A 15,417-nucleotide genomic window follows, 5' to 3' on the forward strand; every position below is an offset into this window, starting at 1 on the left:
GCGACGGGACAGCCGGGCGGGACGGGGCAGCGGGACAGCGGGGCGCGACGGGACGGGACCGGAACGGGACGCTCAGGACGGGAACGGACGGTGGCCCGCCGCCGGGCCGCCGGCTTCTGGACAGTGCGGTCCGGGCGGCCCGACAATCAGCCCATGAGCACTCCTGATTTCCGGACCCGGGTGGAACGCCCGTCCGAGGCCGAGCGGGAGCTGGCGCTCGAAGTGCTGCGCGAGGGCGCCGGGAGCGGCCGCCTGTCGCACCACACCTTCATGACCCGGATGGAGATCGTCCTCCAGGCCCGCAGCCGGGCCGAGCTGGACGCCGTGCTGGACGACCTGCCGGGCAGCCGGCCGGTGTCCCGCCTGCTGCTGCGGACGGTGGGCCGGTTCTCGGCCTTCGGGGTCGGCCTGCGGGACGCCTGGCGCCGGGAGCGGCTGCCGGGGCTGCAACTGCCGGAGGCAGGCAGCGGGCTGCTGACCATCGGCCGGCTCCCGGGATCGGGCCTGCGGCTCAGCGACTCCTCGGTCTCGCGCGCCCATGCCGAACTGCGGCGCGAGGGCGGCGGCTGGGTCCTCTACGACCTGGGGTCGACCAACGGGACGCATGTGAACGGGCGGCGGGTGGCCGGCGCGGTCCGGGTCCGGCCCGGCGACCAGGTGCGTTTCGGGGACCTGGAGTTCCGGCTGGCCGCCGGCTGAGCCGCGGGCCCGGTGCAGGACCGGCCGGCCGCAGCCCGCCCCTCAGTGCGGGAACTGGCGCGGCGGGCGCTGCGCCGGCAGGCCGTCCCTGAACTCCTCGATCACCGTGCTGATCTGACGGGTCAGCACGGTCTTCTCCAGCTGCTCCAGGTAGAGGTTCCGGGCCGCCAGGGCCTCGACGGTGACGCCGAAGTAGAGCGTCATCAGCGGGTTGACGAAGAGCGCGCCGTGCCGGGTCCGCTCGGTGAAGCGGACGTCGCCGAACTCACCGCGCAGGGCGGCGGCGACCGAGCCGTGGACGATGCTCGGGTGCTCGGGGAAGGCCGCCCTGGCGTGCTCGACGGCGTCCAGGTAGAGGGCTCCGGCGCGGCTCCCCCGGGGCAGCGAGAACGCGCCGAGGTAGCCGCCCGCGCGGTCCAGGGCGGCCAGGTTCTCCAGCACCAGCGAGTGGTTGACGCCGTGGTAGGCGTCGACCCCGAAGCCCAGGCAGGCGACCAGGCGCTCGGGGACCTCGGACAGGCCGGCCACCGCGCCGAGGCTCGCCATGTCCTCCTCGGGGGTGCCGAGGCCGGCCTCGTCGCCGCGCATCAGGATGTCCGTACCACCGTCGACCAGCAGGATCGCGTCGATCCCCAGCTCCGCGACCAGGGCGCGGTAGGCCGCCCGCAACGGCCGGACGCCGACCGAGGCGAAGGCCCACACGGTGTCCGGCATGCGGTGCAGGCGCAGCCAGCGGGCCAGCGTCCGCTCGGGGAAGTACCCCTCGGCGGAGCGGGTTCCGGGCCCGATCCGGGCGACGTCGGGGGCGAGCCAGATGTCCGCGTCCAGGCCGTACAGGTGGCTGAAGGACAGGTTGGCGAGGTGCACCTCCTTTCCGGCCTGGCGGAGTGCGAGGGCCAGGGGCAGGCCCGCGTAGACGTCGAACCCGCCGCCGGCTCCGGCGATCAGGATCCGGTCGGCGGCCAGCAGGCGGGTGAGCAGCTCGGGCTCGAAGAGGGAGGTCACCGGCCGGACGATAGCAACGCAGCTGCCACCCGGGCGGCGGGTTTGTCCTAGGCGGGTGCGAGGATTCGCGCATGACCCAGGAATCCGCCCTCGCCCCCGACGTACTGCACGATGCCCAGGAGCGCGCCCGGGAGCTGATCCGCGGGGGGTTCCAGGAGCCGGACGAGATAGTCGAGTCCCTGGTGGACTTCCTGGACGACCAGGGGCTGACGGAGGAGCAGGCCGAGCAGATCGTCGTCCCGCTGTGGGAGGAGCGGCTGGCCGAGCAGGCCGGCTGGCCCGAGGTGACGGACGTCGACCGGCTGGTGGAGGCCTTCGACTCGCTGGAGGCGGACGGCATCGTCGCCGCGATGGACTTCACCTGCTGCAGCAGCTGCGGCTACGCCGAGATCGGCGGGGAGGCGGACGAGGACTCCCGGGGCTTCGTCTTCTTCCACGAGCAGGACACCGAACGGGCCGTCGCGGGTGGTGGCCTGACGCTGCGCTACGGCGGGTTCCGGCACTCGGAGGAGGAGACCGCGGAGGTCGGCCGTGACGTGGTCGCCGCGCTGGCCGAGGCCGGGCTGAACGCGCGCTGGACGGGCTCGCCGGACGAGGCCATCACCGTCACCCCGCTGAACTGGCTGCACCGGCTGCCGGAGTAGGGCCGGGGAGACCGGGACCGGGGGACGTACGAACGACGGGGAAGGACGGGCCAGGTGGAGCTGGTACGGCTGAGGGCCGATCACGCGCAGGCCCTGCTGGCCTTCGAACGGGAGAACCGGGAGTACTTCGCGCGCACCGTGCCGGACCGCACGGACGCGTACTTCGCCGGCTTCGACGCCCGCCACCGGGCCCTGCTCGCCGAGCAGGAGGCCGGGGTGTGCCACTTCCACGTCGTCCTGGACGAGCGGGGGAGCCTGGTGGGCCGGGTCAACCTGGTGGACGTCGAGGACGGGACGGCCGACCTCGGCTACCGGATCGGCGAGCGCTCCGCCGGCCGGGGCCTGGCCACGGCCGTGGTCGCGGACATCTGCCGGCTGGCCGCCACGGAGTACGGGCTCCACGCCCTCACCGCGGCCACCACCCTGGACAACCCGGCGTCCCGGCGGGTGCTCGAACGCAACGGGTTCGCGCCGGTGGGCGATGTCAGCCTCGGCGGACGGCCCGGCCTGCGGTTCCGGCGCGGGCTGCCCGCCACGGGCTGACGCGGCACGACCCGCGCCGCCCGTCAGGACCAGGCCGTACCGCGCAGCACCCGGTCGGCGGGACGGGCCGGCGGCACAGGCCAGCGGGGCCGAACGGCCGGGCGGTCAGGCCGGCGGGGCCGGCAACAGGACGGCCTCGATGCCCGCCAGCAGGATCGCCAGCCCGCGCTCGAAGCGCTGCTCGTAGTCGGTGAACAGGCCCGCGCTCGCGGCCGCCGCGAGCGGCCGGTCGGCGCCGATCCGCCCGGCCCGCTGCTCGGGGTCGTACTCAGGCGCCAGGCCCTCCCCCGGCAGCGGGGCCACGGCCTGCTCCTCGATCACGAATCCGATCGTGTACGCGTACGCGGTGAAGAAGGCCTGGACGGCGTCGGGGAGCGCGAATCCCTCCTCGGTGAAGGCCGCCAGCAGGGCGTTCTGGCCCCCGCTGTGGCCCAGGTCGGTCAGCCGGGTGCCGCTGAAGACCTTGGCCCCGTCCCGGTAGCCGAGCAGGCTCGTGCGCAGGGTGCGGCAGGTCGCGGTGAGCGCCGTCCGCCAGCCGTCCGGGACGCTCCCGCCGCCGGCGCCCATCCGGCGCAGCATCTCGGTGGCCATCTCGTCGAGCAGGGCCTGCTTGTTGGCGAAGTGCCAGTACAACGCCGGTGCCTTGACGTCGAGTTCGGTGGCGATCCGGCGCAGGGTGAGGCCGTCGAGGCCGGTCTCGTTGAGCAGTCGCAGGGCGGTGTCGACCACCTGCGCCCGGTCCAGTTTCTGTGCCACGCCCGTCCTTCGTCCGCCTTCGCCGGTCCCCCTTGACAATTTAACACCGTTAAGTCCATCCTCGGGAGCGCCAGCAACTTAACAGCGTTAAGGAGAAGCTCGTGGACGAGAACGTGGACGGGTACATGGACGCGAACGTAGGCGGGAGCGTGGACGCGAAGGGGGATGCGGACAAGGCCGTGGCCGCCGCTGCCGTGGCCGCTGCCGGGCCCGGGCCGGAGACCGCCGAGGTCCTGATCGTCGGCGCCGGACCGACCGGCCTCACCCTGGCCTGCGACCTGGCCCGGCACGGCGTCCGGGCCCTGCTGGTCGAGCGGGCCGGCACCCTGTTCCCCGGGTCGCGCGGCAAGGGGCTCCAGCCCCGCACCCAGGAGGTCTTCGAGGACCTCGGCGTGCTCGACCGGATCCACGCGGCCGGCGCCCCGTACCCGCTGATGATGGCCTGGGAGAACGGCGAGCGGCTCGGCACCTGGGACCTCGTCGAGCGCGGCACGCCCGGCCCCGCCACCCCGTACGCCGACGTGTGGATGATCCCGCAGTGGCGCACCCAGGAGATCCTGTACGAGCGGCTGCTGGAGCTGGGCGGCCAGGTCCTCTTCGGCACCGCCCTGACCGGCCTGGAACAGCACCCCGACCGGGTCGAGGCCGTGCTGGCCACGGCCGGCGGCGGCACCCGGACGGTCACCGCCGGCTACCTGGTCGGCGCCGACGGCGGGCGCGGCGCCGTCCGCCGGACGCTCGGCGTCGCCATGCACGGCGAGGTGGTCGACCCCCGGCCGGCACTGGTCGCCGACCTCCGGGTCGAGGGACTGGACCGCGACAACTGGCACGTCTGGCCGAAGGCGCCCGGCGGCGCGCTGCTGCTCTGCCCGATGCCGGGCACCGAGGAGTTCCAGCTGTTCGCCCAGGTGGGGAGCGGGGCGCCGGACACCTCGGCCGACGGGGTGCGCGCACTGGTCGCGGCCGGCAGCCACCTGCCCGCGAGCGCCGTCACCGAAGTCCGCTGGGCCTCGGACTTCCGTCCCCGGGCCGCCGTCGCCGAGCGGTTCCGCGAGGGCCGGGTCTTCCTGGCGGGCGACGCCGCCCACATCCACTCCCCCGCCGGCGGCCAGGGCCTGAACACCAGCGTGCAGGACGCGTACAACCTGGGCTGGAAGCTCGGCCGGGTGCTGCGCGCGGGCGCCCCCGAGTCGCTGCTCGACAGCTACCAGGAGGAGCGGTACCCCGTCGCGGCCGCGGTGATCGGCCTGAGCACCGGGCTGCACCGGGCGGAGCGCGACGGCTCCGACGACCGGCGGGCGCGCCGGGGCAAGGACACCGACCAGCTTTCCGTCGGCTACCGGGGCGGCCCGCTCACCGCCGAGCAGCGGCAGGGGCTGGACGAGGAGGCCCTGCAGGCGGGCGACCGCGCTCCCGACTCCCCGTACCGGGCGGCCGACGGGACGGCGCGGCGGCTGTTCGAGCTGTACCGGGGGACGCATCTGACGGTGCTCGCCGTCGACTGCGACCTGCCCGGCCTGCCGGCCGGCGTCCGGGGCCTGCGGTTGGACGGCGGGCACGCCGCGGACGCGTACGGGCCGGGGCTGTTCGTGATCCGCCCGGACGGGTACGTCGGGCTGGCCACCCACGACCCGGCGGCCCTGCCCGGCTACCTGGCGGCGCTCGGCGCCCGCTGACCGCGCGGGGGCGGCCTCCGGCGGCGGGCGGGGCAGCCACGTACGGACGGGACCTGGGCGGCGGGGCCGGGCGGGGAATCCACGGGACGGCGGGACCGGGAAGTCCGGCCGGGCCGTCAGTCGGTGCTGGGGCCCCAGAGCGGGTTGGTGCAGCGCTCGTAGGTGGCGCGCCAGTGCGGCCAGTGCCGGGCGGTGGTGTCGTCGCAGTCCGCCAGCAGGCGCTGGATGGTCCACTCGTCCACGCCGTCCAGCAGCCAGGTCATGGCGTCGGCGGTGCCCGGGCCGTTCGCGGCCCGCAGCAGGTCGAGCAGCTCGGGCAGGGTGCCGACCCGGGAGGTCTCGGCGAAGACCTTCGCCATCCGGGGCAGCAACTGCCGCTCCTCGATCCGCAGATGGGTCTCCAGCCGGGCCGCCAGGTCCTCGATCGCGTAGGCGACCGGCCAGGTGCTGCCGGCGTCCCGGGTGGCGATCCGCACCAGGGTGGTGACCCGGGTGAAGGAGTGGTCCAGGTTGTGGTGGTCGTCCTCCAGCCAGTTGAGCAGCAGGCGCAGCTCGGGGGCGAAGCGGCGCAGCAACGGCCAGAGCCGGGTGTCCTGCTGCTCGTGGTGGCAGGTGAGCATCGCGGTGAGGAAGTCCCAGTGCCGCTGCAGGGCCTGGCCCTGGGTCTCGTCGCCGGGCTGCAGCAGGCGCAGCGCGTCGGGCAGCCGGCGCAGGTCGCGGCGGAGCGCGGCGTGCACCAGGGTCAGGCCGGCGAAGCGCAGGCGGGTGTCCGTGTCGTCGGTGTCCTGCTCGTGCCGGGGGTCCGTCTGAGCGGGGACGTGCGGGGGCTTGACGGGCAACAGGTGGCTGGGCATGACGCTCTCTTCGCAGGCCGGGTCTGGGATCACCAGGGTGATGACAGTCGATCAGGAGCGAATGAATGTCCGATTGACGCGCAGGTCAGCGGCCTGCGGCCCGGAAGTCCGGCCTGGCCGGCCGCCCGTTCGCACCTACCGCCCGCACCCGCCGCCCGCGGCCGGCACTCGCCGCCGACGGGCGGGCCGGCCGGGCAGCCGCAGGGCCGTCACCCGCCACGGGGACGCCGCCACGGGGACGCCGGCACCGCGGTCAGTCCGCCTCCGGCCCCGCCAGGTTCTTGCTGAGCCACTGCAGGGTGTCCGGGATCATCTTCTTGAAGTCCGTGGTCAGATGCTTGCCCCCGGGCTGCTCGAAGTACTCCACCTTCAGCGGGGCGGCGGCCTTCGCCACCCACTCCTTCACCAGCTTCATCTCGTACCCGTTGGCACCGCCGGCGGTGGCGAGCATCCGGACGTCCGCCTTGCCCTGGGCGACCAGCACGTCGGGGCTGTTGGCCAGCCGGTCCGCGTCGTGGCCCTTCCAGAGCGGGGAGTCCGGGTTGAAGTAGCCGTCGATCGGGACGGCCGCCTTGAACTTGTCGGGGTGCTGGAGCGCGAGCTTGGCGCTGCAGAACGCACCCGTGGAGGCGCCCATCAGCCCCCAGCCGTCCCGGCCCTTGAGGGTGCGGAAGTTGGCGCGCACGAAGTCGGGGATGTCCTCGGCCATCCAGGTGCCGATCCTGGGCTGGCCCGGGATGTCGCTGCACTCCAGGGCCTTGGCCTCGTTGGAGTCCAGGTTCTGCACCGGCATGATCATGATGAAGGGGTGCGCCTTGCCCTGCCTGGACAGCTCGGCGTCGGCCTCCTGGATCGGCAGCTGGTTGTCCGTCCAGGTGTTGTAGCCGGCGCTCTGGCCGCCCGCGAAGAGGGTCAGCACCGGGAATCCCGTCCCGGCGAACTTCGGGTCGTTGTACTCCGGCGGCAGCCAGACCCACACCTTGCCCGAAACGCCCGACTTGGGACCGGCCAGCGTGGTCATCATGATCTGCCCGGCGGCGGTGTCGCGGGCCTTGCCGAAGACGGCGGCCGGCCCGGTCGGCATCAGCACCTTGGTGGGCTTGGGCGGCGCCGTGGTGGTGGGCGGAGCGCTCGGGGTGCCGGGTCCGCCCGCGGCCCCGCCGGCCGACGGACCGCCCTTGGCCGTACCGTCCGCGCCGGTGCTGCTCGTACTCCCGCAGCCGGCCAGGGTGACGGCCAGGGCGACGGCGACGGTGCCGGTCAGGAGGGCACGGGAACGGATGGACTGCGGCTGCACGGTGAGGACTCTCCGACCGGTGTCACGCCCGCTCCGTCGGGAGCCGGCGGTGGCCCCCGGGGTGGGGCCGTGGCGGGGCCGGGGCGGCGGGTGGCGCGGACCCCGGCACTGCGCGCCGTCCCGGAGGGGACCGGCGCGCCTCCCGCCGATCTTATGACGTGCCCCCCGGCGGGCCGGTTGCGCCCGCCGACGTGGCGCCCCGGGGATCCGGCGGGATCCGGCGGTCCGGCGGGCGGCCCCCCTGCCGTTCGGCGGGGGTGCGGACGGGCGACCCCCGCCGAACGGCGGGGTATCCGGCCCGGACGACCGGACCGGCGGCCCGGCGGGCGGGCCGGCGAGGTCCCGGCTTCGGGACGTCCCGCCAGAGCGGCCCCGCCGTACCGCGCCGGTCTTCGGCACCTCCCACCAGTGACGCGGGGGCCGCCGATCGCCGATGATCAGGAGTACCGCCCCGGTGACCGGCACCGGGAGCCCGCCGCGACCGGACCGGCGCCACCGACGAGGAGCCCGCCATGCCCCAGCAGATCGCCGTCATCACGGGAGCCGGCACCGGCGTCGGGCGCGCCGTCGCCCTGGAGCTCGCCGCGACCGGCTGGCAGCTGGTCCTCGCCGGGCGGCGCGCCGAGCCGCTGCGCGAGACGGCCCGGCTCTGCGGGGGCGAGGCCGTGACCGTCCCCGCCGACGTGACCGACCCCGTCGCGGTCGACGCGCTGTTCTCGGAGACCGCCGAACGCTTCGGCCGGCTCGACCTGCTCTTCAACAACGCCGGGACCTTCGGCGCCCCGACCCCCGTCGAGGACCTGGGACACGCCGAGTGGCGCGCGGTGGTCGACCTCAACCTCACCGGCGCGTTCCTCTGCGCCCAGGCCGCCTTCCGGCTGATGAAGGGCCAGGACCCGCAGGGCGGGCGCATCATCAACAACGGCTCGATCTCCGCGCACGTCCCGCGCCCGCACTCGGTCGCGTACACCGCGACCAAGCACGCCGTCACCGGCCTCACCAAGTCGCTCTCGCTGGAGGGCCGCCCGTACCGGATCGCCTGCGGGCAGATCGACATCGGCAACGCGGCGACCGACATGACGGCCGCGATGAGCAGCGGCGTCCGCCAGGCCGACGGGCGGATCGCCCCGGAGCCGACCATGGACGTCGCGGACGTCGCCCGTACCGTGCGGCACATGGCGGAGCTGCCGCTGGAGGCCAACGTGCAGTTCGCGACGGTGATGGCGACGGCGATGCCCTACATCGGCCGGGGCTGACCGGACGCCCGGCCCGCCGCCGGCCCGCTCAGCCTGCCCGGCCGAACGGGGTGCTCACTCGTCGTGGGAGTGACGGTAGCGCCAGGTGCCGCCGTCCTGGTCGAGGCGGTAGACGCTGGTCGTGGGCCAGTACTCGCCCCGCTCGGTGGCGGGCAGTTCGGCGCGCAGCACCATCCGCAGGGACGGCGGCGGGGCGAGGGCGTTCACCCGCTTGCGGTGACCGTCCCAGCGTCCGCCGCAGAGTTCGACGTCGAGGATGGCAGGACTGCTGGGAGTGGCGGGGCTGCTGGGAGTGGTGGGGGCCATTCACCCAATCTCCCAGCCGCCGACCCGTCCGGGTGGTTTGACGGCGCGAAGCCACTCGTCCGAGGCAATCGCCGAGGCGCCAGGCTGACGGACCAGGGCCGGGAGCAGGCACCGGAGGCACCGGAGGCACCGGAGGCACCGGGGGCACCGGGGGCACCGGGGGCACCGACGGCACCCCCGACCGCCGACGGCCGCCCCGCCTCACCGGTGACCGGGAGGCGGGGCGGCCGTTCAGGGTCGCGCCCGGTGTCAGAGCCGGGCGGGGCCGGACCGGGCCGGGGTCGGATCCGGCCCGGTACCGGCGCCGGGGGTGGCCGGCGCCGGTGGTCGGGGCCACCGCGTGCGGCGGTGGCGGGAACAGCGGGGGTCAGGCGCGCCAGGTGTCGTTCAGCGTCACCTTGCCGGAGGCCGGCACGGTCGCGGTGCGGTTGGCCCCGGACTCCCAGGTCACGTTGCCCGCCGCGTCCTTGCGGATGTACTTGTACTCGAACGCCGTCCCGGCGGCCAGGGCGACGTCGAGCTTCCAGACCGGGTAGGCGGCCGAGGAGAGCGGCAGCGCCTGGGCCGGGTCCCAGGTGCCGAGCGGGCCGGTGCTGCCGACCACGTAGATGTTCTGGCCGACCGCGGTGGTGGCGTTCACCGCGAAGGAGGCGCCGCCGGCGACCGCGGTGGCCGTCGCGCTCGGGCTGGCGGTGGCGGTCGGCGTCGCGGTCGCGGTGGGCGTCGCGGTGGCGGTGCCGCACGGGTCGCCGCTGCCGATCACGCCGTCCTTGACCGTCACGTTGCCGGTGCCCAGCGCGTAGTTGGCGCTGTTGTTGTTGTCCCAGGTGCCGGAGCCGTTGTTGAAGGTGGCGGCCAGGCCGGTGGCGCTGCCCAGGTCGACGGTCTTCTTCACCCAGCCGGTGCAGGCCGCGGTCATCGCGACGCCGGGCGCGGTGGTCCAGGTGCCGCCGGTCGGGGCGTAGTGGATGTTGTAGGCGGACCAGTTCTTGTCGGTGCTGTAGAAGACGGTCGCGCTGGTGGCGCCGGAGGTCGGCGAGGCACTGGCCGACGGGCTGGCACTCGGGCTGGGCGAGGCGCCGCTCGCGCCGACGTACAGCGCGACGGCCTCACCGGCCGCGACGGTGGCGGTGAACTTCCCGTCGCCCCCGACGGTGTACGTGGGGCCGGTGCAGCCGCCGCCGGTGGTCGGGTCGCCGTGCTGGACGTCGCAGTAGGTGCCGGCCGGCAGCGAGGTCTGGAAGGTCTGGGTGACGGCGCCGGACTCGCGGTTGATCGCCACGTAGCCCTTGCTGCCCCGGCCGAAGCCGATGGCGTTGTTGCCGTTGGACCACCAGTTGGTGATGCCGGTGCCGGAGACCGCGTTGCGGAAGCCGACCATGTTGGCGACCTGGCGCCAGGCGTGGGTGCAGTTCCACCCGTCGCTGTAGCAGGCGTTCACGGTGCCGCCGTTCGGCGGGCCGTCGTCGTTGCCCGCGAAGGCGTACCCGGAGTACACGTTCGGCGCGCCGTAGGGGTTGGCCAGCAGGAAGACGTTGGCCAGCGTGTAGGCGCTGCCGTACTTGTAGTTGAGGGTGGAGCCGTTGCGCTCGGTGTCCCAGTTGTCGACGAAGGTGCGGGCCTGCGCGCTGCCCAGCAGACCGCTGCCCCAGGTGGACAGGTCGGAGATCCGGCCGCCGTTGAAGGCGCTCTTCAGCCAGGTGGCGGAGCGGAACTCGTCGACGTCGCCGCTGCCGGTGTACTCGGACGGCTGGATCGGCTCGCCGGCGCCGTAGATGACCTCCTGCACCCAGAAGGCGCCCGGGTTGGTCATCCTGGACTTGATGGCGGCGAGCTCGCCGGAGGCGATGTGCTTGGCGGCGTCGATCCGGAAGCCGTCGACGCCCATCCCGGCCATGTCGCTCAGGTAGTTGGCGATGGTCTGCTGGACGTACGCGCTGCCGGTATTGAGGTCCGAGAGGTTGACCAGCTCGCAGTTCTGGACGTTCGCCCGGTCGCCGTAGTTGCTGATCGCGCTGCGGCAGGAGTGGAAGTCCTGGTCCTGGAAGTAGCCGGGGTAGTTGTACTTGGTGTAGTTGGTGCCGCCGGTGCCGGTGCCCGAGCCGGCCGACATGTGGTTGATCACCGAGTCGGCGACCACCTTGACGCCCGCCGCGTGGCAGGTGTTGATCATGTTCTGGAAGGACGTCCGGTCGCCGAGGCGCCCGGCTATCTTGTAGCTGACCGGCTGGTAGGACGTCCACCACTGGGAGCCCTGGATGTGCTCCTGGGGCGGTGAGACCTCGACGAAGCCGTAGCCCTTGGGGCCGAGGGTGTCGGTGCAGGCCTTGGCGACGGAGTCGAAGCGCCACTCGAAGAGGGTGGCGGTGACGTCCCTGCTGCCGGGCGGGGTGGCCTGGGCTGCGGGGGCGGCGCCGAGCGCGGCGGTGACCGAGAGCGCGAGCGCCGCCGAGGCGGTGAGCGCTCCGGCGACGCGGGCACGCCGGCGGACGGGGGTAGCGGTGACCACGGTGTCTCCTGGGGGCTGAGGTGGCAGCCTGGACCGTCCCTGCTTGCGGGGAGCACGGACGGGTGGGGGCAGGAAATCGGCTTGCGCAAGTTTCTTGAAAGTTTCAGCAAACTTGCAGCGCCGAACCTATGACCGCCGCGACGGTGCGTCAAGACTCCGGCGCGCAACGATTCGGGGTTCCGGGCCGAAGCCCGTGAGACCTTTTGCCGCGCCGGCGCGTGAGGTACCTGTAGGAACGGAAGCGTGGGAACGAGCGGCCACGGGGGGCGGGCGGCATGGACGAGTTGATCGGCTTCGAGGAGTTCGCCGCCGCCAGGGCCGGCCGGCTCTTCCAGGTCGCGTACCTGATGTGCGGCGACTGGCACCAGGCGCAGGACCTCGTGCAGACCACCCTGGCCAAGATGTACGCCGTCTGGGGCCGGCTCCACCGCGACGAGGAGAACCCCTCGCCGGACGCCTACGCCCGCAAGGTGCTGCTCCGCTGCTACCTCTCGCACCGGCGGCTGCGGCGCTCCGACGAGATCGCGGTCGCCGACGTCCCCGACCTTCCGGCCACCCTGGACGACCTCACCGGGCCCGGCACCGAACTGCGGCTCACCCTGGTCGCCGCGCTGCGCCAACTACCGCCGCGCAACCGGGCCGTGGTCGTCCTGCGCTATCTGGAGGACCACAGCATCGAGGCCGTCGCGGAGATGCTCGGCACCAGCCGGAGCGCCGTCAAGGGCCTCAGCACCCGCTCGCTCTCCCGGCTGCGCGAGATCCTCGCCGAGGACCGCGAGCTGCTGCTGCAGCCCTGAGCCACCGCCCGGACGGGCCCGCCGCGCGCCCCGCCCGGACGACCGGGCGCGGAGCCCCCCGCCGGCCGCGCCGGCCCGGCGACGACCACCCGGGCACCGACCCCCGGCAGACCCCCGCCCCCTACCGAACCGACCCCGAGGACCGGCCTTGGACGACCTTGAGCACGAGCTCGCCAGGCTGCTGGCCGAGAGCGTCGAAGACCTGCGGCCCCCGGTCGCCGTCATGGTGGCGGAGGCCAACCGGCGCGGCCGCCGGTTGCTGCTGCGCCGCCGGCTGAAGATCGCCGGCGCGGTGGCCGCGGTGGGCGCCCTCGCCCTGGCCGGCACCGTCCTCGGCCTGCCCGAACACCCGGCCGGCCCGGCCACCGCCACCCGGACCCAGGCCCCGACCCCGGCGCCGGCCCAGGTCTCCGCGACCGCCGGTGCGCCGGACGCGGCCGCGCTGGAGCGCGCGATGCAGAAGGCGCTGGTCGAGCTGATCGGCCCCCGGGCGGCCGTCACGTCCGACCCGCTCGGGGACGAGATCCGGCCGGATCCCCGGCTGGACGCGGCCCTGTGGGTCCGCTACGACGACGGCGACGGCGCCGTGACGGTGGCCGTCGAACTGCACGGCCCGGCCTCCACCGCGACCGGCCCCTCCTGCGGGGCCAGGGCGGACGCCGGACCGGAGACCGGCTACACCTGCCGTACCGAGCCGGCCGGTCCCGGCACGCTGGTGACCGAGATCCTCAGCCCGCCCGCCACCGGCTGGACCACGTACCGGATCTGGTACGCCGGCCCGGACGGCACCCGGGTGGCCGTCTCGGTGCACAACGGCACCCTGCACGAGCCCGCCGACCCGACCCTGTCCGGCCGCCTCACCAGGACGAACCCGCCGCTGGACCTGGCCACCTGGCAGTGGATCGCGCAGAACTACCGCTGGCAGAGCCTGGCCGAGGGCGCGATGGACCGCCGGACCGCCACCGGACGGGACGGCCCCTGACGGGCGGGCCGGAGCGCCGGGCCCGGCGCTCGGGTCTCAGACCGCGTCCGGGCCGCGCTCGCCGGTGCGGACCCGCACGATGCCGTCCACCGGGACGACCCAGACCTTGCCGTCGCCGATCTTGCCGGTCCGGGCCGCGGCCACCACGGTCTCCATCACCCGGTCGGCGTCCTCGTCCTCGACCACGACCTCGATCCGGGCCTTGGGGACCAGGTCGATCCGGTACTCGGCGCCCCGGTACACCTCGGTGTGGCCGTGCTGGCGCCCGTAGCCGCTGGCCTCGGTGACGGTGAGTCCGTGCACCCCGATGGCCTGCAGCGCGTTCTTGACCTCGTCCAGCTTGAACGGCTTGATGATCGCGGTGATCAGCTTCATGTGGTGGAGGCCTTGTCGGACGAGTGCGTGAGCACGACGGCGTGGGCCGTCGTTCCGTGGCCCAGGACGCCGTGATCGTACGCGGTCTCGGCGTGCACGGCGAGGTCCAGACCGGTGAGTTCGTGCTCCTCCGGGGCGCGGAAGCCCATCACCCGGTCGATCGCCCGCCCGATCCCGTACGTCATCGCGAAGGCGTACGCGCCGACCACGACCACCGCGACCAGCTGCTTGCCGATCTGGCCCAGGCCGCCGCCGTGCAGCAGGCCGGCCGGGCCACCGGTCATCGTGGCGGTGGCGAACAGGCCGATGAGCACGGTGCCGATGACGCCGGCCACGAAGTGCACGCCGACCACGTCGAGCGAGTCGTCGAAGCCGAAGCGGAACTTCCAGCTCACCGCGTACGAGCAGACCACGCCCGCCGCCAGTCCGATCACCAGGGCGCCGAGCAGGTCGACGCTGCCGCAGGACGGGGTGATCGCGACCAGGCCGGCCACCGCGCCGGAGGCCGCGCCCAGGGTGGTGGCGTGGCCGTCCCGGCGCTTCTCCACCAGCAGCCAGCCCAGCAGGCCGGTGCAGCCGGCCGCCTGGGTGTTGAGCAGCGCGGAGGCCGCCAGGCCGTTGGCGCCGAGCGCGGAGCCGCCGTTGAAGCCGAACCAGCCGAACCAGAGCAGGCCGGCGCCGAGCAGCACCAGCGGCAGGTTGTGCGGGCGCATGGCCTCCTTCCGGAAGCCGAGGCGCGGTCCGAGCAGCAGGGCCAGGGCCAGGCCGCTGGCACCGCAGTTGACCTCGACGACGGTGCCGCCGGCGAAGTCCAGGGCGCCGAGCTTCGACAGGATCCAGCCGCCGGGGGCGAAGACCCAGTGCGCGACCGGGACGTAGACCAGCAGCGTCCAGACGGCGGTGAAGGCCACCCAGGAGCCGAACTTGGCCCGGTCCGCGATGGCGCCGCTGATCAGGGCGGCGGTGATGATCGCGAAGGTCAGCTGGAAGGTCGCGAAGAGCACGGTCGGGACGTGGCCGGTGAGCGAGGAGGGGGTGATTCCGGCCATCCCGAGGTGGTCGAGGCCGCCGATCAGGCCCCAGCCGCCGGCGTCGGCGCCGAAGGCGAGCGAGTAGCCGGCCAGCAGCCAGACCACGGTGACGACCGCGATCGAGACGAAGCTCATCATGATCATGTTGAGCACGCTCTTGGTGCGCACCATGCCGCCGTAGAACAGTGCCAGGCCGGGCGTCATCAGCAGGACGAGGGCGGTGCTGGCGAGCAGCCAGGCGGTGTCACCGGTGTCGAGTCCGGTGGTCGTGTCAGCCAGGAGCATGCGGATCGGTGCCTTCCCAAGCGGCGGCCCGCGCAGACGGAGGTGCCGTACCCGGTGCCGCCGGAGGGTGGGGAGGGCGGCCGGTGGGCGGGGTTTGCGCGCGAGTCGGATGGGAGAGTGTTTCCCGGCCAAATTTCTTGTTGCAGACACCGGTGTTTCCGACGTGTTTCGTGTTGCCGCCGCATTTCCGTCCGCTCACCGCGGGCGCTCGCCCGGGGCTGACCGGGAACCGGCGCGAAGCCGGCGGAGGACGGCTTACGACGACGGGCAGGGCCCGGCAGCGGTTGCTGCCGGGCCCTGCCGTCATGCCGTGCTCACCTGTCTCCTGGCCGTCAGCGGCCGGGGATTCAGCTGGTGGCGATGGAGGTGTCGTCGATCACGAAGCTCGTCTGCAGCGAGGAG

Annotated in this window: 15 protein-coding genes; 7 read left to right on the forward strand and 8 right to left on the reverse strand. The window is 73.9% G+C overall.

Features of this window, described 5'->3' with window-relative positions:
• Positions 1 to 153: 153 nt before the first annotated feature.
• Positions 154 to 699, forward strand: coding sequence for a DUF1707 and FHA domain-containing protein (locus IE329_RS34190; RefSeq protein WP_190214920.1), 546 nt, complete (start codon positions 154 to 156; stop codon positions 697 to 699).
• Positions 700 to 741: 42 nt separating this feature from the next.
• Here IE329_RS34190 and IE329_RS34195 read toward each other — a convergent pair whose 3' ends face one another.
• Positions 742 to 1,704 carry a DUF1152 domain-containing protein gene (locus tag IE329_RS34195; protein WP_190214921.1) on the reverse strand — a complete coding sequence of 321 codons (963 nt, stop codon included), beginning with the start codon at positions 1,702 to 1,704 and terminating at the stop codon, positions 742 to 744.
• Positions 1,705 to 1,775: 71 nt separating this feature from the next.
• Between IE329_RS34195 and IE329_RS34200 the strand changes: the two genes are divergently transcribed.
• Positions 1,776 to 2,348 carry a DUF6891 domain-containing protein gene (locus IE329_RS34200; RefSeq protein ID WP_190214922.1) on the forward strand — a complete coding sequence of 191 codons (573 nt, stop codon included), beginning with the start codon at positions 1,776 to 1,778 and terminating at the stop codon, positions 2,346 to 2,348.
• Positions 2,349 to 2,402: 54 nt separating this feature from the next.
• Positions 2,403 to 2,891, forward strand: a complete 489-nt coding sequence (locus IE329_RS34205; protein ID WP_190214923.1) for a GNAT family N-acetyltransferase — start codon at positions 2,403 to 2,405, stop codon at positions 2,889 to 2,891.
• A 105-nt stretch (positions 2,892 to 2,996) separates the two neighbouring features.
• Here the strand turns inward: IE329_RS34205 and IE329_RS34210 are convergent, their stop codons facing one another.
• Complete coding sequence (locus IE329_RS34210; RefSeq protein ID WP_190214924.1) at positions 2,997 to 3,647, reverse strand: TetR/AcrR family transcriptional regulator C-terminal domain-containing protein; 651 nt, start codon at positions 3,645 to 3,647, stop codon at positions 2,997 to 2,999.
• Between the two features lie 101 nt (positions 3,648 to 3,748).
• Between IE329_RS34210 and IE329_RS34215 the strand changes: the two genes are divergently transcribed.
• Positions 3,749 to 5,323, forward strand: coding sequence for an FAD-dependent monooxygenase (locus IE329_RS34215; protein ID WP_229927990.1), 1,575 nt, complete (start codon positions 3,749 to 3,751; stop codon positions 5,321 to 5,323).
• 116 nt (positions 5,324 to 5,439) lie between these two features.
• Here IE329_RS34215 and IE329_RS34220 read toward each other — a convergent pair whose 3' ends face one another.
• Together IE329_RS34220 and IE329_RS34225 are read right to left on the reverse strand one after the other, a co-directional pair.
• Positions 5,440 to 6,177, reverse strand: a complete 738-nt coding sequence (locus tag IE329_RS34220; protein ID WP_190214925.1) for a hemerythrin domain-containing protein — start codon at positions 6,175 to 6,177, stop codon at positions 5,440 to 5,442.
• A 253-nt stretch (positions 6,178 to 6,430) separates the two neighbouring features.
• Positions 6,431 to 7,474, reverse strand: a complete 1,044-nt coding sequence (locus IE329_RS34225; protein WP_190214926.1) for an alpha/beta hydrolase — start codon at positions 7,472 to 7,474, stop codon at positions 6,431 to 6,433.
• 512 nt (positions 7,475 to 7,986) lie between these two features.
• Between IE329_RS34225 and IE329_RS34230 the strand changes: the two genes are divergently transcribed.
• Complete coding sequence (locus IE329_RS34230; protein ID WP_190214927.1) at positions 7,987 to 8,730, forward strand: SDR family oxidoreductase; 744 nt, start codon at positions 7,987 to 7,989, stop codon at positions 8,728 to 8,730.
• 54 nt (positions 8,731 to 8,784) lie between these two features.
• On the opposite strand, the gene IE329_RS34235 is transcribed toward IE329_RS34230, so the two are convergent.
• The gene (locus tag IE329_RS34235; RefSeq protein WP_190214928.1) at positions 8,785 to 9,036 is read right to left on the reverse strand and encodes a hypothetical protein; all 252 of its coding nucleotides are present in this window, start codon (positions 9,034 to 9,036) and stop codon (positions 8,785 to 8,787) included.
• 367 nt (positions 9,037 to 9,403) lie between these two features.
• The gene (locus tag IE329_RS34240) at positions 9,404 to 11,545 is read right to left on the reverse strand and encodes a carbohydrate binding domain-containing protein (RefSeq protein ID WP_190214929.1); all 2,142 of its coding nucleotides are present in this window, start codon (positions 11,543 to 11,545) and stop codon (positions 9,404 to 9,406) included.
• Between the two features lie 275 nt (positions 11,546 to 11,820).
• On the opposite strand from IE329_RS34240, the gene IE329_RS34245 reads away from it, so the two are divergent.
• Both IE329_RS34245 and IE329_RS34250 read left to right on the forward strand, forming a co-directional pair.
• Entirely contained in the window at positions 11,821 to 12,342 is a 522-nt protein-coding gene (locus tag IE329_RS34245) for a SigE family RNA polymerase sigma factor (protein ID WP_190214930.1), read from the forward strand.
• 148 nt (positions 12,343 to 12,490) lie between these two features.
• Positions 12,491 to 13,324, forward strand: coding sequence for a hypothetical protein (locus IE329_RS34250; protein WP_190214931.1), 834 nt, complete (start codon positions 12,491 to 12,493; stop codon positions 13,322 to 13,324).
• Positions 13,325 to 13,360: 36 nt separating this feature from the next.
• On the opposite strand, the gene IE329_RS34255 is transcribed toward IE329_RS34250, so the two are convergent.
• Together IE329_RS34255 and IE329_RS34260 are read right to left on the reverse strand one after the other, a co-directional pair.
• Complete coding sequence (locus IE329_RS34255; protein WP_073923198.1) at positions 13,361 to 13,699, reverse strand: P-II family nitrogen regulator; 339 nt, start codon at positions 13,697 to 13,699, stop codon at positions 13,361 to 13,363.
• Complete coding sequence (locus IE329_RS34260; RefSeq protein WP_190214932.1) at positions 13,696 to 15,015, reverse strand: ammonium transporter; 1,320 nt, start codon at positions 15,013 to 15,015, stop codon at positions 13,696 to 13,698. Before IE329_RS34260 ends, IE329_RS34255 begins: the two co-directional genes overlap by 4 nt.
• Between the last annotated feature and the right edge of the window lie 402 nt (positions 15,016 to 15,417).

Source organism: Kitasatospora indigofera (genome assembly GCF_014655955.1).
Lineage (GTDB): Bacteria > Actinomycetota > Actinomycetes > Streptomycetales > Streptomycetaceae > Kitasatospora > Kitasatospora indigofera.

Coding starts and splice junctions, on each gene's coding strand:
- IE329_RS34190 (WP_190214920.1), top strand. CDS start 154: ATGAGCACTCCTGATTTCCGGACCCGGGTGGAACGCCCGTCCGAGGCC.
- IE329_RS34200 (WP_190214922.1), top strand. CDS start 1,776: ATGACCCAGGAATCCGCCCTCGCCCCCGACGTACTGCACGATGCCCAG.
- IE329_RS34220 (WP_190214925.1), bottom strand. CDS start 6,177: ATGCCCAGCCACCTGTTGCCCGTCAAGCCCCCGCACGTCCCCGCTCAG.
- IE329_RS34230 (WP_190214927.1), top strand. CDS start 7,987: ATGCCCCAGCAGATCGCCGTCATCACGGGAGCCGGCACCGGCGTCGGG.
- IE329_RS34235 (WP_190214928.1), bottom strand. CDS start 9,036: ATGGCCCCCACCACTCCCAGCAGCCCCGCCACTCCCAGCAGTCCTGCC.
- IE329_RS34245 (WP_190214930.1), top strand. CDS start 11,821: ATGGACGAGTTGATCGGCTTCGAGGAGTTCGCCGCCGCCAGGGCCGGC.
- IE329_RS34255 (WP_073923198.1), bottom strand. CDS start 13,699: ATGAAGCTGATCACCGCGATCATCAAGCCGTTCAAGCTGGACGAGGTC.
- IE329_RS34260 (WP_190214932.1), bottom strand. CDS start 15,015: ATGCTCCTGGCTGACACGACCACCGGACTCGACACCGGTGACACCGCC.